This is a genomic window from Piscirickettsia salmonis LF-89 = ATCC VR-1361 (genome assembly GCF_000297215.2).
Classification (GTDB): Bacteria; Pseudomonadota; Gammaproteobacteria; order Piscirickettsiales; family Piscirickettsiaceae; genus Piscirickettsia; species Piscirickettsia salmonis.
The window spans coordinates 37,488-61,353 of the sequence record NZ_AMFF02000026.1; the positions used below are offsets into that span (position 1 = coordinate 37,488).

General features: G+C 40.6%; 24 protein-coding genes. 7 read left to right on the forward strand and 17 right to left on the reverse strand.

Features of this window, described 5'->3' with window-relative positions; all coding sequences use genetic code 11:
* Positions 1–215 precede the first annotated feature (215 nt).
* Positions 216–1,415: an enoyl-ACP reductase FabV gene (gene fabV / locus C200_RS03930; protein ID WP_032126332.1), complete on the reverse strand. Its 1,200-nt coding sequence runs from the start codon at positions 1,413–1,415 to the stop codon at positions 216–218.
* 252 nt (positions 1,416–1,667) lie between these two features.
* Here fabV and C200_RS03935 point away from each other — a divergent pair, with 252 nt between their 5' ends.
* The gene (locus C200_RS03935; RefSeq protein ID WP_016211366.1) at positions 1,668–1,955 is read left to right on the forward strand and encodes a hypothetical protein; all 288 of its coding nucleotides are present in this window, start codon (positions 1,668–1,670) and stop codon (positions 1,953–1,955) included.
* Positions 1,956–2,010: 55 nt separating this feature from the next.
* Here C200_RS03935 and C200_RS03940 read toward each other — a convergent pair whose 3' ends face one another.
* A complete protein-coding gene (locus C200_RS03940) occupies positions 2,011–4,020 on the reverse strand; it encodes a TRAP transporter permease (RefSeq protein ID WP_032126331.1) in 2,010 nt (669 codons plus the stop codon).
* A gap of 54 nt (positions 4,021–4,074) precedes the next feature.
* Complete coding sequence (locus C200_RS03945; protein ID WP_032126330.1) at positions 4,075–5,034, reverse strand: TAXI family TRAP transporter solute-binding subunit; 960 nt, start codon at positions 5,032–5,034, stop codon at positions 4,075–4,077.
* Between the two features lie 147 nt (positions 5,035–5,181).
* Between C200_RS03945 and C200_RS03950 the strand changes: the two genes are divergently transcribed.
* Positions 5,182–5,964: a hypothetical protein gene (locus C200_RS03950; RefSeq protein WP_016211367.1), complete on the forward strand. Its 783-nt coding sequence runs from the start codon at positions 5,182–5,184 to the stop codon at positions 5,962–5,964.
* A 155-nt stretch (positions 5,965–6,119) separates the two neighbouring features.
* Complete coding sequence (locus C200_RS16660) at positions 6,120–6,557, forward strand: murein L,D-transpeptidase catalytic domain-containing protein (protein ID WP_080664860.1); 438 nt, start codon at positions 6,120–6,122, stop codon at positions 6,555–6,557.
* Here C200_RS16660 and C200_RS15330 read toward each other — a convergent pair.
* Positions 6,521–6,688, reverse strand: a complete 168-nt coding sequence (locus C200_RS15330; RefSeq protein ID WP_155276073.1) for a hypothetical protein — start codon at positions 6,686–6,688, stop codon at positions 6,521–6,523. The two genes, C200_RS16660 and C200_RS15330, sit on opposite strands and share 37 nt — an antisense overlap.
* A 37-nt stretch (positions 6,689–6,725) precedes the next feature.
* Between C200_RS15330 and C200_RS03960 the strand changes: the two genes are divergently transcribed.
* Complete coding sequence (locus C200_RS03960; protein WP_016210269.1) at positions 6,726–7,076, forward strand: murein L,D-transpeptidase catalytic domain-containing protein; 351 nt, start codon at positions 6,726–6,728, stop codon at positions 7,074–7,076.
* Positions 7,077–7,089: 13 nt separating this feature from the next.
* Here the strand turns inward: C200_RS03960 and flgL are convergent, their stop codons facing one another.
* The 11 genes from flgL to flgB all read right to left on the reverse strand — a co-directional run bounded on the left by flgL (position 7,090) and on the right by flgB (position 19,868).
* Positions 7,090–8,481: a flagellar hook-associated protein FlgL gene (gene flgL, locus C200_RS03965; RefSeq protein ID WP_016210281.1), complete on the reverse strand. Its 1,392-nt coding sequence runs from the start codon at positions 8,479–8,481 to the stop codon at positions 7,090–7,092.
* Positions 8,482–8,522: 41 nt separating this feature from the next.
* On the reverse strand, positions 8,523–11,510 hold the full coding sequence (gene flgK / locus C200_RS03970; RefSeq protein ID WP_016210270.1) for a flagellar hook-associated protein FlgK: 2,988 nt from the start codon (positions 11,508–11,510) through the stop codon (positions 8,523–8,525).
* 69 nt (positions 11,511–11,579) lie between these two features.
* Positions 11,580–12,413, reverse strand: a complete 834-nt coding sequence (locus tag C200_RS03975; protein WP_016210277.1) for a rod-binding protein — start codon at positions 12,411–12,413, stop codon at positions 11,580–11,582.
* A 53-nt stretch (positions 12,414–12,466) separates the two neighbouring features.
* A complete protein-coding gene (locus C200_RS03980; protein ID WP_016210279.1) occupies positions 12,467–13,633 on the reverse strand; it encodes a flagellar basal body P-ring protein FlgI in 1,167 nt (388 codons plus the stop codon).
* On the reverse strand, positions 13,621–14,331 hold the full coding sequence (gene flgH, locus C200_RS03985) for a flagellar basal body L-ring protein FlgH (protein WP_016210272.1): 711 nt from the start codon (positions 14,329–14,331) through the stop codon (positions 13,621–13,623). The genes C200_RS03980 and flgH overlap by 13 nt, the downstream gene beginning before the upstream one ends.
* Positions 14,332–14,370: 39 nt before the next feature.
* Positions 14,371–15,156, reverse strand: a complete 786-nt coding sequence (flgG, locus tag C200_RS03990; RefSeq protein WP_016210283.1) for a flagellar basal-body rod protein FlgG — start codon at positions 15,154–15,156, stop codon at positions 14,371–14,373.
* 27 nt (positions 15,157–15,183) lie between these two features.
* Complete coding sequence (locus C200_RS03995; RefSeq protein ID WP_080664838.1) at positions 15,184–15,924, reverse strand: flagellar basal body rod protein FlgF; 741 nt, start codon at positions 15,922–15,924, stop codon at positions 15,184–15,186.
* 100 nt (positions 15,925–16,024) lie between these two features.
* On the reverse strand, positions 16,025–18,220 hold the full coding sequence (locus C200_RS04000) for a flagellar hook-basal body complex protein (protein ID WP_016210285.1): 2,196 nt from the start codon (positions 18,218–18,220) through the stop codon (positions 16,025–16,027).
* Positions 18,221–18,304: 84 nt separating this feature from the next.
* Positions 18,305–18,988: a flagellar hook assembly protein FlgD gene (locus tag C200_RS04005; protein WP_016210271.1), complete on the reverse strand. Its 684-nt coding sequence runs from the start codon at positions 18,986–18,988 to the stop codon at positions 18,305–18,307.
* A 10-nt stretch (positions 18,989–18,998) separates the two neighbouring features.
* A complete protein-coding gene (gene flgC / locus C200_RS04010) occupies positions 18,999–19,430 on the reverse strand; it encodes a flagellar basal body rod protein FlgC (protein WP_032126334.1) in 432 nt (143 codons plus the stop codon).
* A gap of 39 nt (positions 19,431–19,469) precedes the next feature.
* Entirely contained in the window at positions 19,470–19,868 is a 399-nt protein-coding gene (gene flgB, locus C200_RS04015; RefSeq protein WP_016210274.1) for a flagellar basal body rod protein FlgB, read from the reverse strand.
* 372 nt (positions 19,869–20,240) lie between these two features.
* Between flgB and flgA the strand changes: the two genes are divergently transcribed.
* The 3 genes from flgA to flgN all read left to right on the forward strand — a co-directional run bounded on the left by flgA (position 20,241) and on the right by flgN (position 21,847).
* Positions 20,241–20,948 carry a flagellar basal body P-ring formation chaperone FlgA gene (gene flgA, locus C200_RS04020; RefSeq protein ID WP_016210273.1) on the forward strand — a complete coding sequence of 236 codons (708 nt, stop codon included), beginning with the start codon at positions 20,241–20,243 and terminating at the stop codon, positions 20,946–20,948.
* A 64-nt stretch (positions 20,949–21,012) separates the two neighbouring features.
* Positions 21,013–21,315 carry a hypothetical protein gene (locus C200_RS04025; protein ID WP_016210275.1) on the forward strand — a complete coding sequence of 101 codons (303 nt, stop codon included), beginning with the start codon at positions 21,013–21,015 and terminating at the stop codon, positions 21,313–21,315.
* Between the two features lie 55 nt (positions 21,316–21,370).
* Positions 21,371–21,847: a flagellar protein FlgN gene (gene flgN / locus C200_RS04030; protein ID WP_016210276.1), complete on the forward strand. Its 477-nt coding sequence runs from the start codon at positions 21,371–21,373 to the stop codon at positions 21,845–21,847.
* Positions 21,848–21,901: 54 nt separating this feature from the next.
* On the opposite strand, the gene C200_RS04035 is transcribed toward flgN, so the two are convergent.
* Entirely contained in the window at positions 21,902–22,423 is a 522-nt protein-coding gene (locus C200_RS04035; RefSeq protein WP_016210284.1) for a peptidylprolyl isomerase, read from the reverse strand.
* An 81-nt stretch (positions 22,424–22,504) separates the two neighbouring features.
* Positions 22,505–23,599, reverse strand: coding sequence for a tRNA 2-thiouridine(34) synthase MnmA (gene mnmA / locus C200_RS04040; RefSeq protein WP_016210280.1), 1,095 nt, complete (start codon positions 23,597–23,599; stop codon positions 22,505–22,507).
* Positions 23,600–23,866: the final 267 nt, after the last annotated feature.

Here is a 23,866-nt window from a genome sequence, read left to right on the forward strand (position 1 = left end):
AGCTGCTTAATTCTAAGCAGAGAGCACAAGAAAATAACCTTTCTGAAGTTCACTATAATTTTTCGCAACAGTGCCGATAAGAAAGTACAAGAGCTACCGAGTTCTGTCTCCGAGGTTCATACAGAGTCTCATGGCTAAACCAAACAATTTATCAATTTAACCACGTAATAAAAAAGGCGGAATCACCCGCCTTTTTTTATATCTATCACTTTTATTTATTTTAAAGACGGCACCACGACATTCACGTCAACATCTTGGCTATAGTCAATACCTGCAGTCTCAAAACCAAATAACTGATAAAATTCCTGGCGATAGCCACGCAAATCAGAAATTTCCATCACATTCTCAGTCGTCACCTGCTGCCATAAGCGTTCAACTTCAGCTTGAACCTCAGGCTGCATTTCCCAGTCATCAATGCGAATCAAACCCTCTTCATCACAAGGCACTGACTCTTGATGATATAAACGTGCTGAAAACAATCGAACAATTTGTTCAATGCAACCTTCATGCAAATTTTTATCTTTCATCACTTTATATAATAACGATGCATACAGCGGCACAACAGGAATCGCCGCTGCAGCTTGTGTCACTAAACATTTATTTACTGAAATATAAGCAGAGCCCGATAACCCCATTAATTTTTCATTTAAGCAGTTTACCCTCGCCTCTAAATTCTTTTTAGCAAGGCCAATTGTCCCTTCACGGTAAATCGGGAACGTCAACTCTGGCCCCACATACGAATAAGCCACCGTTTTCACACCTGTTGCAAGTACACCTGCTTCAGCTAATGCCTCTATCCACAGTTGCCAATCTTCGCCACCCATCACTTTTTCAGTATTAGCAATCTCATCAGCGCTGGCTGAATCAATCGTCACCTCACCCACAGTCCCGGCAACAACATCCACGGTTTTATTGGTAAAAGGCTGTCCAATTGTTTTTAATACCGAGCGATAATCTTCACCGGTCACCGGATCAAGACGGCGTGGCGATGCTAAGCTATAGATCACCAAATCAACGCCACCTTGCCAATCTTGCTTAATCAATTCAATTGTCTGCTCTTTAATTTCATTCGAAAAAGCATCGCCATTAATACTTTTTGCATACAGCCCCGCCGCTAGCGCTTTTTCCTCAAATGCTGCACTGTTATACCAGCCAGGGGAAGCGGTACGCTTACCTGCTGCTGCTTTTTCAAAAAACACGCCGATTGTCTGTGCACCCTCACCAAAACTTGCGGTAATACGGCTTGCTAGGCCATAACCTGTTGAAGCGCCGATAACCAACACTTTTTTAGGCCCTGCCACTGCGGGTGTGAATTGTTGTTTTACATAGTCAATCTGGCGCTGTACTTGCACCGCACAACCCTCTGGATGCGCAGTTGTACAAATAAATCCTCGTACTTTTGGCTCTACAAGCATTTTATCTTCTTAACCTTTATCTATTGTATAAAACGTGCCTGTATCATACCTTGATTCACACATTGAGTCATCTTACTTAAAATAAGCACCCAAGATCATTAGACTTGATCCTCCGTTTACTAAAAAAACCATATCGCACTTTACAAAAGTGCAATAATATAGTAGTTACATATATTTATTTTAACTTATTCATAATTTGTTAAAACGAATCTGTTATTACTAAATTTATAATTCAACCTGGAGATTAAATTTATGAAAAAATTAGCATTCACCGCTGCTTTCATCATCGCTACAGCCACAGCTTTAACCGCCTGTCAGCAAAATGGTGATAAGCAAACGACTAAGACCCAAGCAGCAGCAACGCAAACAGCTTCAACCAGCGACACACAATATGAAGCTCAAAATAAAACCCAAAGCAGTATGGCTGAAACAGTAAAGCAAAAAGCCAGCGACATGACAAATGATGCTAAGCAAGCGGCAAAATCAACAGTTGATAGTTTAAAAAACTTAACATCAAGTAATAAAAGCGATGAAAGTTAAGTAAAACTAAAGTAAATTAATTCAGCCTGTGAAAAAGTATCACAGGCTTTTTTTATTATTTAAACCAATAGAGCCGATGGCGCTTACTATGTATAAAAATGAAGGTTATTAGTATCACCAAGCCAATGCCATCGCTATGTGCTCCAGGAACTAAAGTACAAAAAGCAGCAGCCAGCAATAACACACGTTCATACCAGGCCGTATCCTTTAAAAAATAACCCTGCAATGCCGCAACAAAGCACAACATGCCAATTAAGGCGGAGATCACAATATGAATAACATCCCAAGCACTATTAACGCCTATCATCAATAGCTGTGGATTTAAAATAAAAATAAAAGGCAAAATCACTGTACGTAAATCATAACCAAAACTCTTCACTCCGACGTTAATCGGATTCGCCTTAGCAATCGCTGCTCCCGCATACGCAGCTAACCCCACCGGCGGTGTATCATCAGCCAAAATACCAAAGTAAAAGACGAATAAATGAATCGCCACCAAAGGCACATGCATACCCGCCTGTTCAGCCAATTGCTGAATCACTGGTGCAACCAGTGCAGCCATCACAATATAGTTTGCAGTCGTTGGCAAACCTAAGCCCAGAACTAATGAGGCAATAGCAGCCAGCACAAGAACAATATAAAAATTTCCACCTGATAACGCAGCAACAATATCGGTTAAACCGAAGCCCAATCCTGTCATCGTAACAATCCCAACGACAATTCCTGCAACTGCCGTCGCAATGGCAATCGGAGTCATATTGCGCGCGCCCATCTCAAAACCTTTAATCAGGTGCCAAAAAGCCGTTTTAAGACCAGAATACAGGCCAGCAAACAGTGAACCCTCATGTCGACACGCTCGCCATATATCCTGCACAATCATTAATGCCATTAAAATAAAAATTGCATTTAATGCACTATACTCAGGTGTTTTGCGTTGAATAATTAATGCAAATAATAAATAAATAATGGGGATAAAATAATGTACCCCGCTAATAAAAGTTGACCAAAATGGAGGTAACTCATGCCGAGGTGTCGGCTTTAAACCAAGCTTTAACGCCTCAAGATGAACGACGTAAAGCAAGCCTGCATAACTTAATAACGCTGGCAACAAAGCATACAAAATTAAATGCGAATAAGGCACACCTAAAAAGTCCGCCATAATAAAAGCCGCCGCCCCCATCACCGGTGGCGTCAACTGACCATTAACAGATGAGGCTACTTCTATTGCTGCAGCTTTCTCTTTGCTATAACCAACTTTTTTCATTAATGGAATGGTAAATGTCCCAGTAGTCACCACATTCGAAATTGATGAACCTGAAATGACCCCCGTCATCATACTACCAACAACAGCAGCTTTAGCAGGCCCGCCACGATAACCCCCAAGTACACTATAACTTAACTGAATAAAGTACTCACCAGCACCGGCACGTTCTAATAGTGCACCAAATAATACAAATAAAAATACAAAGGTTGCAGACACCCGCAAAGGCGTACCCCAAATGCCTTCTGTTGTTAAATACAGCTGTTGCACAACTTGGGTCCAAGAATAGCCATTATGCAAATATAAAACATCAGGAAGCTGAATAGGAATCAGACCATCAGGACCAAGCAAAGCATATAAAACCATCACACTTGCAATCAAAGTCAAGGCAGAACCTGCAACACGAATCACTGCAATGGCAAGCATTATTAGGGTCACTGTTCCCATAATAACATCTAGGTCATTAGGAACACCGCCACGAAGGGTAATAATGGCAATATACTCATAAGCGATATAAATACAGCCAGCCAAAGCAGTGATTAAAAATAACCAATCATACCAAGGAACCGAAAAAGAGGCCTTAGATCGTTTAAATGGGTGAACAAGAAAAGTCAAAGCAAAAGCAAAGCCTAAGTGAATTGCACCTAATTGCAGGCTATCGAAGTGAGCAGACATCGCTGCATAGACCTGAAACACACTCCAAGCAACGGCAACCAGTAAAGCCAAGTATTTTTGCCATGCAATTAAATGACGTGAGCCGGTCTCAAGTGCCGCGATGTCGCTCACATCCTGTGATGTTGACATTACAATAACGGTACTCCTGAACTATAAAATTAGCTGTTATTTTATTTTTATGCCTTAGTTTAACCCCGGAACACCAAGCGCTTTATATGCTGCAATTGCCCCAGGATGCAATGGAATACCAACACCTTCAACCGCTTGATTGAGCTTAAAATAAGCTTTTAAATTAGCATGTAACTTTACGAATTGATCAATTTTGCCTTGCTTGAATAAGCCTTGACCAATAATTGCCTGAACCACCTTATTCGGCAAGTCACTCGATGCAACCAGCAGGGCTTCCACAGCGACTGCTGGAATAGCCGCTGTTTGGCCTTTATAGCTGCCTGCAGGAATTTGCTGCGCAGTATAAAACGGGTACTGCTTAATAAGCACTGTTGCTTGCTCAGGTAAAACCGGCAAAAAACGAACTTTAGTTGTCTCAGTAATTTGCTGAATAGCAGCACTACCAACGCCTGCGGTGTAAAACATCGCATCAATGCGACCATCTTGCAGCAGCTGTGCTCCTAAACTTGCAGAACCACGAATCGGCGTAATATCCTTTTCAGACAACCCATAAAGCGCTAGAATTTGCTTGGCGTTTTGCTCTACACCACTGCCAATATCACCGATATAAACGCGCTTATCTTTAAGGTCAGTAATCGAGTGAATTGCCGGATTCGCGACAATCTGAACAACTTCAGGATAAAGTGCAGCCACGCCTCTTAATGACTTAATTGGCTGATCTAAGAAGGCTTTAACCACCTGACCATGATAGGCATAATAAGCGATATCACTTTGCATAATCGCCATTTTCAAATTACCACGCTGCAGTGAAAGCGCATTATAGACACTTCCTCCGGTTGAGCGTGCATTGGCGCGAACACCATTGACATCTTTATTAATTAATTTTGCAACGCCAACAGCAACTGGATAATACACGCCTGTCGTCGAGCCTGAACCAATGGTAATAAATGTCGGTGCTGCCATAACACCTACAGAAAATAGTAAACTTGATAAAAAAGAAACAATAAACTTCACAAACTTCCCCTCAATCAATAATACTGTATGCTATATCAATCTTAACACTCATGGAAAAAACAACAACTAAAGCACAATCAATAGCACAAGTTCATAAACTAAACTTAAATTAAAGAAAGTGCGCCAATACTACATCGAGATAATCCAGTGTACAATCAATGGCCTTATTCTGTCGACTTTATTTCTTTTAATATCCCAACTATTAATATTGACCTATGCTATTACTATATTCCAAACTCCAGTAACAAAGCCGCTATACAGATACAGTTAAAGCCAACACAACAACCTTTATTTATTAATTTACATGATAACGAAAAAACGTCAGTACAAGCTGCACTTGACTGTATCCAGCAACATAGTTACGGCCATCTTCTTGAGTTATCTCACAAAAAAAACAGACTAATTTCACTATTAATCAATAATTATCCATGTCAATTTGACCCTAACCGCATTTTCACTGATACTGGCATCAAAAATACCTTAAAAAAATATCACTGTTTTTCTGAAAAAAATTTTTTTATTGCCAAACAATTTTCTGACATAATCCTTCAACAAATAAATACTCATAACTTCCCTTTGCTGATTGCTTTACATAATAATGAAGATAAAGCAGGAGATAAGGAAAATTACAATATTTTATCGTACTACCCTCATGGTGACGAAGCAGAAAATACCGAGGATCTTTATCATAATCAAGCACATTGTCCTGATGATTTTTTTATCACAACCGAACGGTCATTATTCAATTATATAAAAAATAAAAAATTTAATATTATTTTGCACAAAACAACAGGAGTTAATGATGGCTCACTTTCTTATTATTGTGCACTTAATAAAATCTCCTATATCAACGTCGAAGCACGTCATGGGCATTATCACCAACAACAACAGATGATTTCCCTGCTTTTCCAATATCTAGAATCAAAATAAAAAATAAAACACTATAAATATCAAATTAATATGTTTTTATATAAAAAACATGTATATTTTTAATTTATATTCATTAATAATACTATCAACAATAATTTCATATAAATAAATTATCATTCGCAACAAACTAACAGATTTACCATATAGTCTCTATTATGAAGTATAAATCCACTTATTTTCTAACACACTTATGCATACTTACACCAATCATATTCAACAAAAGTTCAGCGTCAACACGAACCTTGCAATTCAATGAAAATAAAACTAAAAAGGCAATACTCGCTCAAGCACCAACATTGTCACCACAAGCACTCAAAGTAAGCTTAATTGCCTATATTTATGTACTTAAAAATCAATTAACTACATCATCTATAATTAGCCTCATCGATTATAGCCTACCTTCTACAAAGAAAAGATTATGGGTGATTAATCTATCAACAAGCAAGATCCTTTTCCATACTTACGTTGCACACGGTAAAAGCACTGGATTGATTCTAGCAAAATATTTTTCTAATCAAAATAACAGTCATAAAACCAGCATTGGCTTTTATAGCACTCAACGAATAGTTTCTGACATTGACTTCATTACTTGACTAAGCGCTGTCTCTAAATTTATTTCATCTTGATCAAGCTTCATGCGAACCCTATTTTTAAGCGGTGACCATACATGCTCTATCGGGTTTAAATCAGGAGAACAAAAGTCATAACAGTAAGGAGTAGGCATCGTTTTTCCTTATTGTATTTTTTAACCTACTGATATTATGTCAGAAACTGTTAATCCAGCGCTATATCTTACCCAATCACCCTATATGGGTAAGCATGGTCTTTCTTTACATCTACAAGGCTTAGACCCAGGTTTTAATAGTCATGCATTAAAGCGACATATTGTGATCCATAGTGCGCCATACGCAACTGCTCGCTTTATTAAACAATATGGTTACTTAGGCCGTAGTTGGGGTTGCCCTGCGATTCCACCGAAAATGCTCAAACCAATCATCAATATAATTAAAAATAAGACATTACTAATCGCCTATTACCCTAATCAACGATGGATCAATGCAAGTACATTGCTGAAAAACGATAAAAATCCATATAAAAATATAGCCGCATAGTTATTTAGTTTTTCTATAAAAAACTAAATAATGTTAAATTCTGTACTCTGGAGAAAGCCAGTTGAGTGGCCTGTAGTGTTGTTTGTAAAATCGATAATTCACCCACGGCTTTAGCAAAATCTAGATCAGATAGATCTCCCAAGGCTTTATTTTGACTCAATTGGATATGACTACTCACCTCTTGCTGTAAATGAATATTTGACTGACGTAGCCCAACCTCTGTAGTCACAGATAGGAGTGTTCCTCCTGCCTCATCAATACTTGCAATCATGCGCTGGATATTTTCATTTAAAGTAATATTACCTTCAGGCTCACCTCCAACATAACTTAATAAGAATTTGGCAAAGTCATCGATAACGTTCATGACATTTTGCTGCTGCTCTGGCTCAATGATAAAGCGATCACCAACCTGCGGCCCGCGTGGTAATCCAGAAGCAGCATCAATAATATTCGGGTCCATCGTCACTTCAATGATCAACCCATTAATATTAATCACCGTGGGTTCTGCAGGATCAGTACTTGATGTCGGACGCTTAACCGCTAGCCCTGTCATCGGCTGACCATCTTCACCAATAACAATTTGGCCTGTTGTTGCCGAGTAAACGGAAAACGTCTGCGCATCATTACTTGTCGGACTGACATCAACATCTGTTGGTGAACCCGGTGGAGCGCTACCTGTCAACGGCTCAAATTGAATAATATAACTCTCTGGCACTTCTTGAGATTTCTGCCATTTCAACACATCTTTGACATAACCGACTGAAATGCTAGCCACTTGCTGATTATTATTGGTCACACTAATCGCATTATTCTCATGCGCACGTGTTTTTGCAAACATTGCTTGTGAAAAAAATACCGCCTGCCCACTGTCTGATACCGGAACTTCTAAGTTCTCATCTAAACGTGCCAACGCCTGTGTATCGTTGCCTTGATACAGGTATGCCCCATTTTGATCTTGCACAAAGGGCTGCTGCGTCATTTTTGAGCCTGAAAATAGATACTCACCATTTCTATCTCGAGAATTCGCTTGCTGAACAATGGATTCTAATAAAGAGGCAATAGAGCGACCCACCTCACGCACATCAGAGGTTGCATACCCACCATTTCCCGCTTCAATCGCTCTGACCTTTACCTCTCTAAATAATCCCGCCAGACTGGTTAGCGTTGCTTCCTCTAACTCCAAGCGACTTCGAGAAAAATCCATATTTTCACTAAATTGTTTTTTTTGTGCAATATTATTTTTTAAGGCCAATGTACGCAAAGCATCGATTGGATCATCGGCGGCTGTTAAAATTTTCTTATTTGAGGCAATTTGGTCTTGAACTTTTGCTAGCTCTTCTTGACGCTTCGCCATATTCTCCACCGTCGTATTAAAAATAGAAGAAGTAGAAACACGTGTTACCATAATTTACCTCCTAAATCTGCCCTCTATCATTTTAATTTTATTTAGCCTACCGCTTGCAATAACGAACTAAATAGCGTCTGTGCTACCGTAATCACGCGTGCTGAAGCCTGATAGGCTTGCTGAAACTGAATTAAATTAGCCGCTTCTTCATCTAGATTCACTCCCATAATCGAATCACGCTTTTGCTGAGCCTGCCTTTTTAAGGTCTCACTGGCATTTAAATCAATAATCGAAGTTTCTGTCTCACTGGCCACACTGGCCACTAAGCTTTCATAACCTTGACTAATTGAACTGGTTGGATTCCCTGAAGTATCTGCTGTTAATACCGCTTGTTGCTCTATTTTGGCAAGCTTAATTGCATTTGAGTTATCACCAAACCCATTGGTGTTATACTCTATATTGAAAATATCGCCTTTTTCGGGTGTGCCAGAGATCCGCATGCGATACCCTGGATCATAATCTGTTGGCGGCGCAGTCGTCGTATCAACCAAAGGAAATACATCAGGATTCAGTGGATCATAAGGCTGCGGTCCGCCAATGGGCTTTAAAGTTCCTGATTTCAAATAAACTTGATAGCGTGTTTGACTTAAAAATTCAATTTGAATCGGCGGATCTAGCTGACCAGGACGATCAGGGTGAAAGGCATTTTTAGCAACATTAAGAGACAACCCCGTAATAAAGCCACCATTCTCTGGATTATTTCCAGAAATGAGTAAAGAGTCCGTCACATTCGCTGCAGTGACCGTCACCTGGCCTTTTTGATAACCCTCATGCGCCGCCCCGCTTAAAGAAAAATCCTCAAAATTCGCTGCACCTGTGCCACCATTATTACCTGTCGTTGAGATTTGAATCGTTTTACCCTGGTTTTCAGTCACAATAATATGCGCATCCGCACTAAATTTATTGGTAATGGTATTATTGCTACCCGCGGTACGAATCGCATCACGTAACGCCGTTGTTGTCACAAACGTCCCACTAATACTCTGACCATTAATCACTAAATCACCCGCATTAATCGTCGAGCCTTCAATAAAATCACCTAAATTCATCTCATCTTGTGCAACACTATTTAGAGCTAAGCCTGCCGCGGTAGCACTAGCACCTAAGCTAATCGCTAAGTTTTCACCCACGGTTGACTTAATTACTACTTCTGCCCGCGCACTGATATTGCCCGACAGTGCCGTAATAGCAGTGACCACTTCATCCGCATTGCGTGTTCCTGCTGCAATCCCCAGTGCTGTTGACGGTAAATTAACACCCGTACCACCAAAGCTTTCAAAGGTGACATCAGAACCCGTGCCCCCCCAAACCCCATCACTATACGCCCCTAAGTCCAACGTCGTTGATGCAGTGGGAGTCACACCGGTAACATTCAGTGCAATCCCATCAAACAAAGCACGCGCCGATGAATCCGCAATGGCAATCGGTATTGCCACATCATCAGGCGTGCCTCCAGCAACAGAAAATAATAAATCACCCGCCAAAGGTGTCTTTAAATCAGTTAATTGACTCACTAAATCAGGTTGAAACGACGTTACCGTATTTGCGGCAGTACTCAAATCAGAAAAATTAATCGGCTGATTCGTACTCACCATATCACTCACTGTTAACTTCCCCGAACCCAAATTTGCTTCGTTTTCACTGGCTGCCACCGGCCAAGCTAACGCTAACTTTTTCGGGTCAGTAATTTGCACATCAATGCCACGCGCAAGTCCTTGCAGCGGTCGAATCACATAACTATCCTGGTCAGCAAACCCACCTGAACTTAAAGAAATTCTCATCCCATTTATTTGAATAGGAAAGTCAGCAATGGCCCCCGAAGTCATCGAGGCCTGATCACTTTGACGAATCAGCTCATAACTCGTCCCGGTAATAATTAAATTATATTCTTCAGCTTCTAAGTCTTTAATGCCTGTCGCAGGCTTATTGGGCAGCGCAATGGTATCAGCAGCGAATTCACCCAGCTCTACCGTTAAAGCCGCATTACCTGTATTCGCCGAATTCGGCAAGTAACGCTGAGCAATGAGTGCTGACTTATTTAAATCATTGAAAAAATCTCCACCGAGGGCACTATTAAAATCCATACCTAATTTATGTTGCTCATTAGTTGTTTGAATTAAACCAACAGCCACAAGACCTAGCTGCCTTAATGATTGGTCAATCACATTGTCACGCACATCAATTAAGCCCTTCACCCGGCCACTTTGAATCTCATTGGTAATATCAAATCTAACGTTTTTATTCAGATCTTTAACAAAAAGATTAGACTTAGACGCATCCTCAGCATTTGGCTCTGCAACAATCGTCAGAGAGTTCGTTCCAGCCACCAAGGACTGACCAGAACCAATCGATACATCAACACTGCCATCCGTATGTTCAAATACAGAAATATTCGCAAATTCAGCAATTTCTTTTAAGGCTCTATCCCGATCATCAAGTAAATCATTCGGTATTGCCCCTCCAGCACTTCCCACCGCTCGGCTAATTTGATCATTAATAATCGCCACCCGCTTACCTAATTGGGTTAAATTTAGTGCCGCATCATCAAGGTCACGATTAATTTCTACGCGTAATTGACTCAGCTCACGCTCAATCGTATGAAAACGTGTGGTTAAATTATTCGCTTCTCCTAAAATACTCTGACGCAAAGCAATCGATGTTGGCTCATTCACCCCTTCATTGAGTGTCTCAAAGTAACCCGATAAAGAAGTCGATAGACTGGTTGCATCATTAGAAGCTAAATTATCAACACGCGAAGAAATACTATGAAAAATATCACTCTCTGCAAAGGCAGTCGTACTATCTCGGAGCTGCTCGACCGCAAAGCGATCCGCCATACGTTGAATGGCATCGATTTGCACACCTGCACCCACATACTGTCCAGATGCCGTATCACCTAACACACTGGACTGCAAAACACGCTGACGCGTATAGCCTGGTGTGCTGGCATTCGCAATGTTATGTGAAGTCGTATCAAGCTGTGTTCGTGCGGCGTTTAACCCCGCGACGCTAATACCTAAGATACCCATACTACACCCTTCGTTCTAACCTTTAGCAACTGTAGCCTGTCCACCTGTATCGACATCATAAACAAATCCTTAAACTCCATTTAATAAGGAACTTTTTGCAACAGTTAAAAATTGCTGCAATTTTTCTGGCTCTTTTGGGTATAGTATCGATTGAATAAATTTAAAAAAATCTTCATCAGCTATTTTACTTTCTTTTCCATAATCAACTTTATTATCGTGTTGATTGACATTTAAATATTTTTCTAAAAATTTATTATAGTGACTCACCGCTTCATCAACGGTTAAAAAACCACCTCCACCCCCACTTCCTTGGTTTACCTCTAAGCCAAAGCGCTGCGGACTGCCAAATAAATTTACCTGATTTGAGTTGGATAAATGCCCTCCTTTCATCATATTAGTACTACCCCAACCAGTTTCAACGATGGCATGGCTTAATATGGCTTTTTTACTCACACCTAATTTTTCCGATAAATCATCAAGATATGGCTCTAACGTTGCTATTAATTGCTTAAATGCAATTTGCCCATCCTGCGCTGATTGCTCTTTTTTCAGTGTGTTATTAACATTTAACACCTGTTCAGAACCCGCTTGCTGCGATAAATAAAGGACTAAGGCATCCGTCAAACCAATGCCACCATTATTGGCTAAGTTTAAACTTAACTGGTCATCATATAGATCTTGATAAAAGTCTTGGTACGAGCTTTTAAATAAATCACTTTCTAACTCTTTACTGGCTTTTCTCATGCTATCTAGTGCCATTTTAATAAATATAGATTCAAATTGCTCGGCAACTGCCCGCAATGTTTTATCTTCCTGGCCCGCTTTATTTACATTGGCTTTTAGTTTTTGAAATGCGGAAAAATCAAACGCATTACTAACGTGCTGTGTAGGAATCGCATCCATTTATCTTTCCCTTTCCCCTATAAATAACAAAATAACAGCTCAAAAAAACAACATCAAATAACCACTAATTCTGCATGTAAGGCCCCTGCGGCTTGTAATGCTTCTAAAATTTCAATTAAGTCTCCAGGTCCGACACCCACCTCATTGACCGCTCGCACGATATCTTTTAATGTCGGCCCCGGACTAAAGACAAACATCGGGTTATTTTGCTGTTCTGCATTAATTTCAGACTCTGGCACAGTAACGGTCTCCCCACCACTCAACGCCCCCGGCTGACTCACTTTCGTGGTCTCTTCAATCGTAACAATTAAATTACCATGTGTGACCGCCGCAGGGCTGACACGAACATTTTTACTGATCACGACCGTCCCGGTACGCGAGTTCACAATCACTCGTGCGGGGGCCTCTGCTGATTTGACTTTTAAATTCTCTAAGACAGCAACAAACATTACCTTTTGTGCCGGATCTTTCGGTGCACTGACCCAAACTGACGTAGAATCTAATGGCCGTGCCGATCCTGGTCCTAAAAACTGATTAATGACATCCGCCATCCATTTTGCTGTGGTAAAGTCCGGTGATTTTAAATTAAAGACAATATGATCATCATGACTAAAAGGCGTCGGCACTTGCTTTTCAACAATCGCACCACCCGGAATACGCCCCACACTTGGCACATTCACAATCAACTTCGAGCCATCCTTACCCGTCACGCCTAAACCACCAACAACGACTCCTCCTTGAGCCAGTGCATACACACGGCCATCTGCACCTTTTAAAGGAGACATTAATAACGTGCCGCCCACCAGGCTTTTTGAATCGCCCAACGATGATGCCGTCACGTCAATGCGCTGACCCGGCTTAGCAAATGCCGGCAACTCTGCACTTAACGCCACTGCCGCGACATTTTTCATTTTCGGATCCACTCCAGGAGGTAGCTTAATGCCTAAATTCGATAACATACGCTTGAAACTGGCGATGGTAAAATTCGCATTATCCCCCGTGCCATTTAAACCGACGACTAAGCCATAACCGATTAACTGATTACTGCGCACACTGGCAATATTACTGATATCCTTAATGCGCTGCTCAGCATAAGTTATGCTGGGACTTATAAAAATACCGCTAAATACAAAGACTAAAGATAAGGGCAAGAATAAGGGTAGGACAAATAATAATTTACCCTGATCAATTAATTTTATTACGTCCCCTAGAATGGCCATATCACACTACCAAAGAAGCGCGATAGCCAACCTTGCCGGCTAGAATCTGCAAATGAACCTGTACCACTGTAAGCAATTCTCGCATCCGCAATTTTAGTGGATTGAATGGTATTGCTCGCATCAATATCATCCGCTCGCACAATACCAGATAAACGAATATACTCTCGTCCTGAGTTTAACTTCATCCATTTTTCACCACGAATAACCAAATTACCATTCGCTAAAATGCGCGAAACAGTCACAGTAATCGAACCGCTTAAGCTATTTTCTTGTTTGGCATCGCCTTTACCCTGAAACTTTCTTTCTTGACTGACTTGCCAATTTTCATCGACTAAGTGGCCTAAAAATGGAATCGATTTAGCAGCGGCAGGCAACGCACTGCCATCCATGGTTAATTCATCTTTTTTCTCGATTTTATTATCCGCTTTTTTCGAGGCTTTATTGCTTTCATTAAACTCAACGGTTAGAACATCACCAACTTGAAAAGGCAGTGTCGTATTATATAAAGATGCACCATAACGCGTTTGGTAAATTGCCCCACCTTGATACTGAGGAATATGAGCGGCTGCCGGAGGAATCGGCGCATAACGAGGATCACCTGGCTCAGGGCCAACCACATAGCTACAGCCATTTAATAAACTAACCATCATAGCCAGTAAAACTACCTGAGCTGCTTGCCATAAACTCCTCATTATCATATTAATGCGAGACTCCTTATTTTAAACTATTTATATAGTTTATATCGTCTGATTTAAGAACTGCATCATGCCATCTGCTGTTGAAATCGACTTAGAATTCATCTCATACGCGCGCTGAGTTTCAATTAAGCCAATCAACTCCTCAACAACGTTAACATTCGAAGCCTCAAGCTCACCTTGACGTGTACTGCCATACGCATCTGCAGCAGGATTACCCAAAGTTGCTGCACCACTGGCAACTGTTTCTTTAAAAAGGTTATTTCCTTGCGGTTCTAGGCCCGCATTATTCACAAAAGTTGCCAATTGAATCGTTCCAAGCACCGTCGGCGTGACCGTTCCTGGTGTCGTTGCAGAAACCTGACCATCGACACCGATCGACACTGTCAATGCATCCTGTGGCACATCGATTTGTGGCACTAAAGGATTGCCTTCAGCCGTCACCAGGGTACCATTTTCATTACGAGTAAACTGACCACTACGTGTATATTGCGTTGTACCATCTGGCATTGTAATCTGAAAAAAACCTCGGCCATTAATCCTAATATCAAGTGTTCGATTCGTAATTTGTACCGTACCTGGATCATGCTGTTTAAGCGTTGCGCCAACGGCTACACCACGCCCCAGCATTAAACCAGAAGGCAGTCTCACCCCTTCAGCATTTTCAGCACCGGCTTGACGCACATTTTGATAGAATAAACTTTGAAAAACCGCCCGATCTTTTTTAAAGCCGGTGGTACTGACATTTGCCAGGTTATTCGACACGACTTGCAATTTTAAATTTTGAGCATCTAACCCTGTTTTACTAATCCATAATGCTGGAATCATAATTTTCTACCTTGTCTGCTTCACAGCTTAAATTTGCATAATGCGTACCGACTCTTGTGCGTTTGAGCGCAGAGCTGCAATCATTTTCACTTGTGTTTCATATTGTCTGGAAATTTCAATATTATTGACAAGTGCCGCCACAGGATTCACATTACTGCCTTCAAGAACACGCGATTCAATCACCACGGCAGGGTCTAACTCCAAGGGTATATTCTCGCCAAATTGAAACAGGCCATAATTATTTTTATTCATGCTTTGAGAAGGTCCATTGACAAGTTTTAACTGCCCCACCACTTCAAATTGGGCATTTTGCACGCCTGCGGCTTTAATCAAAATACGGCCGTTTTCAGCAATTTGCAGCTCGGAGGCAGGTGGCAAGAAAATCGGCCCGCCATCTCCGATGACAGGATGGCCATCACCCGTTAGCAATGCCCCCTCTGGAGTTAACTTAAAATCACCACGCCGCGTGTAATTTTCATTACCATCAGGTGCTAATACCGCAAACCAACCATCACCTTTAATCGCTGCATCTAAATTCCTGCCCGTGGTGATAAATGACCCAGCTTCAGTGCGATAACCTGGGCGTTCAACCATCGCATACGCCCGACTCGGAAAATAATCGCCAAACACCGACTGAGTGCGAAACTGCTGTAGGTCCTCACGAAAACCAGTCGTTGATGCATTCGATAAGTTATTATTATTCATTGCAAGTTTCGTAAATGCCTGCTTAGCACCACTCATTGCAATATAAATTCCATGATCCATCATCACCTCCTTGATTCATAACAACAGGTGCATAGAGCATGCCAAGGCAAGCTGAAACATTCAGCTCACCTAGGCATAAATATTATCTATCTAAGTATAATAATTAACGAATATTAATAATCGTTTGTGTGACTTGATCAGACGTTCGAATCGTTTGCGCATTGGCCTGGAAATTACGCTGGGCAATAATCATCGATACCAACTCTTGAGTTAAATCAACATTGGAGTCTTCTAAGGTCAGCGCCTCAATCGAACCAAAGTTTGCCGTTTGTGGCTCACCAATAAGCGGCTGACCTGAGCTAAAACTTTCCACCCACTGGGTATTACCGACAGGCGATAAACCATTTTCATTCGGAAAATTCACTAAACCCACCTTGCCTAACGTGCTGGACTGACCATTACTGTATCTGGCGAAAATAATGCCTGATTTATCCACTTCAATACCGGAGAGCCGACCCGTGGTAAAACCATCTTGGGTTTTATCCGTAACAGCAAACGGATCACCATACTGCGTTGAAGTTGCCATGTTAATAATAATTTGCTGAGGGTCTGTCGGCTTGGTCGCAGGTCCCGCCGTTGTTGGCGTCCAGTTAATTGAAATAACATCTGAATTTTCTTGATCCACCACAGCTTCATAAATGCGTCCAGTTTCAAACCCCATAGCATTCGCATCACTGCCAGAGAACTTAAAGTCAGCAGAGACGGTTTCGGCACGGACAGTCACCGCACCACGTTGCGTTAACGCAAGACCGGTTGATGAGGTATCATAATTTTGAAACAGCGGTGTTGTTGAAGTCCCAGTCATCGTCAAGGTAATATTATGGCCAGATAAATCCATCGCCGTCGCCCCTAAAGGCGTACCCGTACTATCATAACCATCCGAAACCAAGACAATACGCTTACGATTAACATTCGCCGTATCCCCAGCAATATCACGAGACACCGCATACACGCCTGTCGTTGCAGTTTCTGCATTAATTGCCGCTAACACGCCCGCCACATTCGTTCCTGCTGGAATGGTAATGGTACTTGTTGCCGTTGCATTAGTCCCGGCTGCGGTTAAATCAAATGTTGCTACAGCGGTTCCAGAAAAGTACTCCCCCAATTCAAACTCAGTATAGGCATAGGCATCAACTAACGTATTCAGTGTCCCCGTTGCATTAATTGCATCCGAGATTCGGCGTGCGGTGGGATTACCTGAGCCGGTCATTGCTGCAACATTATAAGAGGTAAAACCACCACTGGCATTACGGACCTCAATCGCAAGATTATTGCCATTGGGCCCTTTTAAGGTTGAAGGGTCTGTAACGGTTGAGACCATCTTCCATGGATTATTAACCGCTGGCGTTACCGTTAAGCTTTCACTTCCGGGTGGATTGGACCCATCATACGCATTTGTCGACGGTGAATAAGCGATCGGCGTTTGTAATAATTTGGGCGGCACATTTGGGTCATTGGCAATAAATTTGCCTAAATTATCAAAGACCACTGTAAAAGGAGAATAGTTTTGCCAATCTGCAGAATTCGGCTTAGGAATAGGGTCACTGCCTTGATTATTACCAGAATTTGGGTTCCCAGGTATCGGCACTGTCACCGCAGGAGCCGCCGCCGCCTCAGGTGTAACATCATTGCCATCGATACCAACATAAACATCCCAGCGGTTATCAATATTTGTCTTGACAAAATACTTCGATAAAATATGGCTGGTGCCAAGAGAATCATAAACCACTGTATTTTCTAATTTATTATAACTATTCGTATCCGGCGGATTATCTGCGGTGAAACCACGCTGAAACTCAAGTGTCGGAATATCAACTTCGGCATCCAAGTTCATCTCTAACACAATATTATCTGTCGCTTTAGGCTGTTGATTTGCGGTGCTAATTTGCAAATTACCAACCGCGCCGGTTAATACGCCATCCTCATCCACAGTAAAGCCGGTTAGATTATGCTCCAAAGAGTTCACAATCAAACCATCTTTATCCAAATGAAATGCACCTGCGCGGCTGTATTTTAGCGCACCATCATCACTCATGCGGAAAAAACCTTCACCATTAATTCTTAAATCAAGATTTCTACCCGTATTTTTTTGTGGTCCTTGGCCAAAATCTTGCGAAACACTTAAGTTCTGTACTCCAGAACCCACAGCACTACCAGAGCCTGAGGTTTGATAGACGTCACCGAATTCTGCACGAGACTTTTTAAAACCAATGGTTGACGCATTAGCAATATTATTACTAATCACACTTAAATCTTGTGATGATGCTTGTAAACCACTTAGAGCGATGTTAAATGACATAATGCCCCTCCACTTCCCTTTTTTTAAATCTATTTTTTTATTATTTAAATTTATTTAATAATTTAATTAATTTAATTAATTTAATTATCCAAGCTGTTTAATTCCTGAAATACTCACCTGGCCAATGCCAGATAAGCTCACTTGTGTTTCCTCGCCATTTTTGCCTAAAATCACACTGTCAATATTGGCATACACTGCAAGTGGTAATTGCTGAGTTTCACCTTCCACTCGGGCCTCAGCGGCAAATTGATAGCGCCCTGCCGGCATCACATTGCCATTTTCATCTTTACCATCCCAAACAAAGCTATAATTACCATCGGCTAAATCACCAATTTCAACCTGTCTGACTAAGCTGCCACCATCCGTAAATATATTGACTTTAACCTCTTTGGCATTTTTTGGCACTTCGATATCTGCTTTAAACTCTTCACCCTCAATCAATAAGCCTTTGTCTGACTCGGCTAACACAGAACGCCCAACAAGTGCTGAAGCTTGCAATGCCGTTGTTGATTTTAACTCAGCGACTAAACTACCAACGGCATCATTAATGCTGTTAATGCCATCAACCGTACTAAATTGTGCCATTTGCGCTAAGAACTCACCGTTTTCTTGTGGCTGCATCGGATCTTGATGCTTAAGCTGCGTCGTTAATAATTTCAAAAAATCATCTTGGCCTAGCTCTTTCTTTTCTAAGGTTGCATCAGATGACGTTAAGCCTAAATTTTTATAAAGGTTGGCAACTGAATCGGTTGAATTAATTTCTGCCATGATTCATCTCCTACTGCTGCGCCAACCGTAGCGTTTGCTGCATAAGTTGCTTAGAAGTATTAAATGCCTCAACATTGACCCGATAAGACTGTGATGCTGAGATCATATTCACCATCGCCTCAACAGGGTTCACATTTGGTAAGAAAATATAGCCCTCTTCATTGGCCATCGGGTGGTCCGGATCAAAACGCTGCTCTAAAGGTGCGTCACTTTCAACTATACCAAGGACCTGCACTCCACGCCCTGGTGTGCGATTTGGGAAAAATTCATCCCGCATACTTGCAGCAATCGGTGCAAAGACAGGCTGTCTTGAGCGATACGTCGTATCAATGCTGCTGCTTACACTATTAATATTAGCAAGATTACTCGCGGTCGTATTCAAACGAATACTTTGCGCCATCATGGCAGACCCTGCGATTTCAAACACTGAAAACATAAACACCGACCTTTTTAATTACGTTAATAACTATAGCTATCTTACTTACTCATCCTTAAATGCATTCTTTATGCCAGAAAACTTCTTACCTAAAAATGATAATGTTGCCTGATAGCGCATGGCATTTTCTGCAAATTTTGCTTGCTCAACTTCTAGCTCTACGGTATTACCATCTAAAGCAGGCTGAAATGGATTGCGATATTTTAAATCAATGCCTGAAAATGCAACCGATAATTTAATATGCCGCTTATTCGTTCGCGATAAGTGAATATCTCGATCTACTGGCGCTGTTGCATTTTTTAATGCTTGATTAAAATTAAAGTCTTTCGCTTTATAATGCGGCGTATCAGAGTTTGCAAGATTATCAGACAATGTTTTTAATCGTTGATTTCTTAAATAAAGTGCATTTTCATGAACACCGACAACTTTATCAAAACTAATCATTTATCAACCTTATTAGCTATATCAGCCAGTTATCTTGATTACCTATGTTTAACTATTTAAACCATGCAAATTTAGTACCTTTATTTAGCGCTTTTTCTTGTCACTTAACAAAGTAAATATAAAATAACCAGATATAAAATCTCGTATCGTATCTTAATATACATTACTTAATTTTATATATTACCTAATTTATTTTAATAACAATTAAATTTATAAAAAAAATAAAAATAAAAACAGACAGGTAAAAATATAATACCAGGAATAAATTTTGCATAATTATTGATTAATCGGGACTGTTAACATTAAAGTTTGACAGTTTAATTTACCAGGAATATAAATTATTTTATTTAAAGGTAACTTTAGAAATAACTCATGCGTATTTACATTATCACTTATACTTATGCTGCTTTATTATTAATTTTTTCTATAAGCAACCATGCTAAAAAAAATACACAAGATTATACGGTTTTAAAAAAAATTGCCTACCACTACCTCTATGGTCAAGTCAGGCTCCATGCCAAACAGTTTCAACTCGATATTCATAAACCAACCAGCCGGGTGAAATTAAAAGCCTGCAAAACAGAACAGCTCACACCATTTTTACCAGCACATCAAAAATTACTCTCAACACGCAGTATTGGCATCCGCTGTCCAGAACATGACTGGGTGACTTATTTGCCGGTTAAACTGACTATCTATGCTCAAGTGATTGTCGCCAGAGAACAAATTCCAAGAAATACGTTAATTCGCCGTGATCAGCTTGAATTAAAAACAATTAGTTATCGCGAATTGCGATCTAATTACTACCAAAAATTTGACTACCTTATTGGCCGCAATACAAAATACCCTATAAAATCAGGCAGTATCATTTCTGAGTATTCATTAAAAAAAGAATATATGGTACAACGTGGAGAACACGTTCAAATTCGTGCACAAATTAATAATATAAAAGCCACCTCCTTAGGTGTTGCTCTACAAAATGCATTACGCGGACAACAAGTAGAAGTAAAAAACATACAATCTCAAAAAATCATCAAAGGTAAAGCCACAGACAAGGGTGTAGTTGATGTAATTTATTAAATTTAAGCTAAAGTATATAGAAGTACTGCCGATATTATGAGTGGTGAAAACAAGGGGCATAAACATGAGTGAAATCAACAAAGTAAATTCTGGACTGCCTCCTTTAGCCAATACTCACGCTGAGGAAAAGGCTGTTGAGCAACAAAAACAACAAACAAGCCCATCAGCAGCAACAGCTTCACCAACAACTAACAATGAAGATAACTTATTACTGACAGAGCTTGTGCAATCAGTCCATGGTGAAGACAGTAAATTTACTGCTGAGCGCGCTGAAAAAATAGCCGCCTTGCAAGCCCTTTATCAAAAAGGTGACTATGAAATCAATATATTACAAACTGCTGAGGGCATTTTAAAAGACCAGCTTTAACAGTAAAAATATTTATATTCAAGGCTCAATATTCAAGTCTCAAAAGGAATAATTGATGAAAAGTAAAAACATATGCTCATTATTAGATAAAAAATTAATATTACTTAATCAATTACTTGATTTTCTTGAGCAAGAGACTCTGGCATTGCAAAACTTAGCACAAGCTGAATTACAACAAATTGCTAAAGCTAAAGAAACCTGTTTAACGCAGCTTTCTCCACTGGCCTTGGCACATGAGAACCTACTAATAGAAAAAAATTACGACTGTACACACGAGGGAATGCTAGATTATATCCAACAAGAAGTCAGTGGCAAGGAACAAGCACAAGCAAAACAGCTCTGGCTAGACATTACCTTAGCCCTAAGAAAATGCAAACAAATCAATGAAGCGAATGGTTTAGTGATTCAAATCAATCAAGCGCAAATCTCATCCATGCTTAATGTAATTAAAGGTGCTGAAGAAAACACCTATAGCTCACAAGGAGCGAAAGAAAGCACTGCAAGCATTAAAAATCCTCGCAGTACTGCATAAATAATCATAAATATAAAAGTTAAGACTAGCTACTAACTAAACTAAGTATATAATTTAACGCTTAATCTCAATAGACTCAATCACAACATCATCAGCCGGCTTATCCATAAATCCAGTCGGCACTTGGCCAATTTTTTTCACAATATCAAGGCCAGAGCTGACTTTACCAAAGACCGTATGACGTCCATCTAGGTGAGGCTGAGCAGCTAATGTAATAAAAAACTGTGAGCCATTGGTTCCTGGGCCTGCATTGGCCATAGATAACACTCCAACATCATCATGATGCAAATCACTCGAGCATTCATCAGCAAATTGATAGCCCGGTCCACCCACACCGCTACCTTCAGGGCAGCCGCCTTGAATCATAAAACCAGAAATAATACGATGAAAAATCAAGCCATTATAGAATGGACCGTCTTTAACACTCTCTTGGCGGCCTTCAGCTAAATTAACAAAATTCCATACTGTTTCAGGACATTCTTGCGCATAGAGCTCAATTTCAAAACTTCCCTCAGATGTATTAAACACAGCCGTTAAACGCTCTTGAGACTCTTTATGTGTTGATTTTTCAAACATGTTATTTATTCCTCACTTTATGTTATAAAAAAGTACGCTATGCACTTTAATGTTACAGGTTATTACCCATAGCTTTTCGCTTTATTTCGAGTCAATGTTCTCAATTATACCACCACCAAGACACACATCCCCTTGATAAAAAACAACAGACTGCCCTGGAGTCATCGCCCACTGTGATTGTTCGAACTCAACTTGTGCCCGCCCATCACTTGCTATCTTCACCTGGCATGATTGATCTACCTGCCGATAACGTGTCTTTGCAGTACATAAAAACTCGCTGGCTACAGCCTCACCATTTACCCAATGCAACTGACTAGCAAGCAAAGTATCAGCAAGCAATAATGGGTGATCATGCCCTTGACCAACAATGAGCTCATTACAAGTTAAGTCTTTAGCCAAAACATACCACGGCTGGCCATTATCCCCTTGACGCCCTCCAATACCTAACCCCTGACGCTGGCCTAAGGTATAATACATCAGACCCTGATGCTCACCGACGAACTCACCCTCAGGTGTCCTCATTTGCCCAGGCTGTGCTGGCAAATAGTGTTTTAAAAAATCAGCAAACTTTCTTTCACCAATAAAACAAATGCCCGTGCTATCTTTCTTATTATGTGTGACCAACTTTGCTTGCTCCGCTAACACACGCACCGCTGGCTTTTCAAGCTCTCCAACCGGAAACAGTGACCTTGCCAACTGCTCTTGACCAATCGTGTATAAAAAATAGCTTTGATCCTTGTTATTATCACGGCCTCGCAATAAACGATAGTGACCATCACAATAATCTTTGCGCACATAATGCCCCGTTGCGATAAACTCGGCTTGTAAATGCTGAGCATAGTCTAAAAATACTTTGAATTTGATTTCTTTATTACACAGAATATCAGGATTTGGCGTTCTCCCTGCCTTTAATTCCGCTAAAAAATGCTCAAAAACATTATCCCAATATTCAGCTGAAAAATTCGCTGTATGCAAAGCTAAACCTAAACGGTCACACACACTTTGTGCATCAGCAACATCTTCACTGGCAGAACAATACTCATCCGTATCATCCTCTTCCCAGTTTTTCATGAAAAGCCCTTGAACATCATACCCTTGCTCTTTTAAAAGGTAAGCGGAGACCGATGAGTCAACTCCCCCAGACATTCCAACAACAATGCGTGTATTTTGCTTCACATCACCCTCATCATTTAATCTTCTTCAAGCTACAGCGATCAAGCGGCCAATTATAACATAAGCTTGGCAGCAACAACACTTGCGATAAAAGCCAGAATTTATCAAGAGAAATCTTAAGTCAGTACTTTAGTTTTAGATTTCCAGAGCGTTGTGAGCTCTATTAAAATCTCACCTTACGCACTGACATGATAAACAATGTATAATGAAATCTGATAGATACAGGGATTTCATCAGGAATGAATAAAGAGCTACTGGATATTTATAGCG

Coding starts and splice junctions, on each gene's coding strand:
- flgH (WP_016210272.1), bottom strand. CDS start 14,331: ATGATAATGAGGAGTTTATGGCAAGCAGCTCAGGTAGTTTTACTGGCT.
- flgL (WP_016210281.1), bottom strand. CDS start 8,481: ATGGTAACACGTGTTTCTACTTCTTCTATTTTTAATACGACGGTGGAG.
- C200_RS15330 (WP_155276073.1), bottom strand. CDS start 6,688: ATGCCTACTCCTTACTGTTATGACTTTTGTTCTCCTGATTTAAACCCG.
- flgN (WP_016210276.1), top strand. CDS start 21,371: ATGAAAAGTAAAAACATATGCTCATTATTAGATAAAAAATTAATATTA.
- C200_RS16660 (WP_080664860.1), top strand. CDS start 6,120: ATGAAGTATAAATCCACTTATTTTCTAACACACTTATGCATACTTACA.
- C200_RS03975 (WP_016210277.1), bottom strand. CDS start 12,413: ATGGATGCGATTCCTACACAGCACGTTAGTAATGCGTTTGATTTTTCC.
- C200_RS04005 (WP_016210271.1), bottom strand. CDS start 18,988: ATGGCAGAAATTAATTCAACCGATTCAGTTGCCAACCTTTATAAAAAT.
- C200_RS04035 (WP_016210284.1), bottom strand. CDS start 22,423: ATGTTTGAAAAATCAACACATAAAGAGTCTCAAGAGCGTTTAACGGCT.
- C200_RS03995 (WP_080664838.1), bottom strand. CDS start 15,924: ATGATGGATCATGGAATTTATATTGCAATGAGTGGTGCTAAGCAGGCA.
- C200_RS03980 (WP_016210279.1), bottom strand. CDS start 13,633: ATGGCCATTCTAGGGGACGTAATAAAATTAATTGATCAGGGTAAATTA.
- flgB (WP_016210274.1), bottom strand. CDS start 19,868: ATGATTAGTTTTGATAAAGTTGTCGGTGTTCATGAAAATGCACTTTAT.
- flgG (WP_016210283.1), bottom strand. CDS start 15,156: ATGATTCCAGCATTATGGATTAGTAAAACAGGGTTAGATGCTCAAAAT.
- C200_RS04025 (WP_016210275.1), top strand. CDS start 21,013: ATGAGTGAAATCAACAAAGTAAATTCTGGACTGCCTCCTTTAGCCAAT.
- fabV (WP_032126332.1), bottom strand. CDS start 1,415: ATGCTTGTAGAGCCAAAAGTACGAGGATTTATTTGTACAACTGCGCAT.
- C200_RS04000 (WP_016210285.1), bottom strand. CDS start 18,220: ATGTCATTTAACATCGCTCTAAGTGGTTTACAAGCATCATCACAAGAT.
- flgA (WP_016210273.1), top strand. CDS start 20,241: ATGCGTATTTACATTATCACTTATACTTATGCTGCTTTATTATTAATT.
- C200_RS03940 (WP_032126331.1), bottom strand. CDS start 4,020: ATGTCAACATCACAGGATGTGAGCGACATCGCGGCACTTGAGACCGGC.
- C200_RS03935 (WP_016211366.1), top strand. CDS start 1,668: ATGAAAAAATTAGCATTCACCGCTGCTTTCATCATCGCTACAGCCACA.
- flgK (WP_016210270.1), bottom strand. CDS start 11,510: ATGGGTATCTTAGGTATTAGCGTCGCGGGGTTAAACGCCGCACGAACA.
- C200_RS03960 (WP_016210269.1), top strand. CDS start 6,726: ATGTCAGAAACTGTTAATCCAGCGCTATATCTTACCCAATCACCCTAT.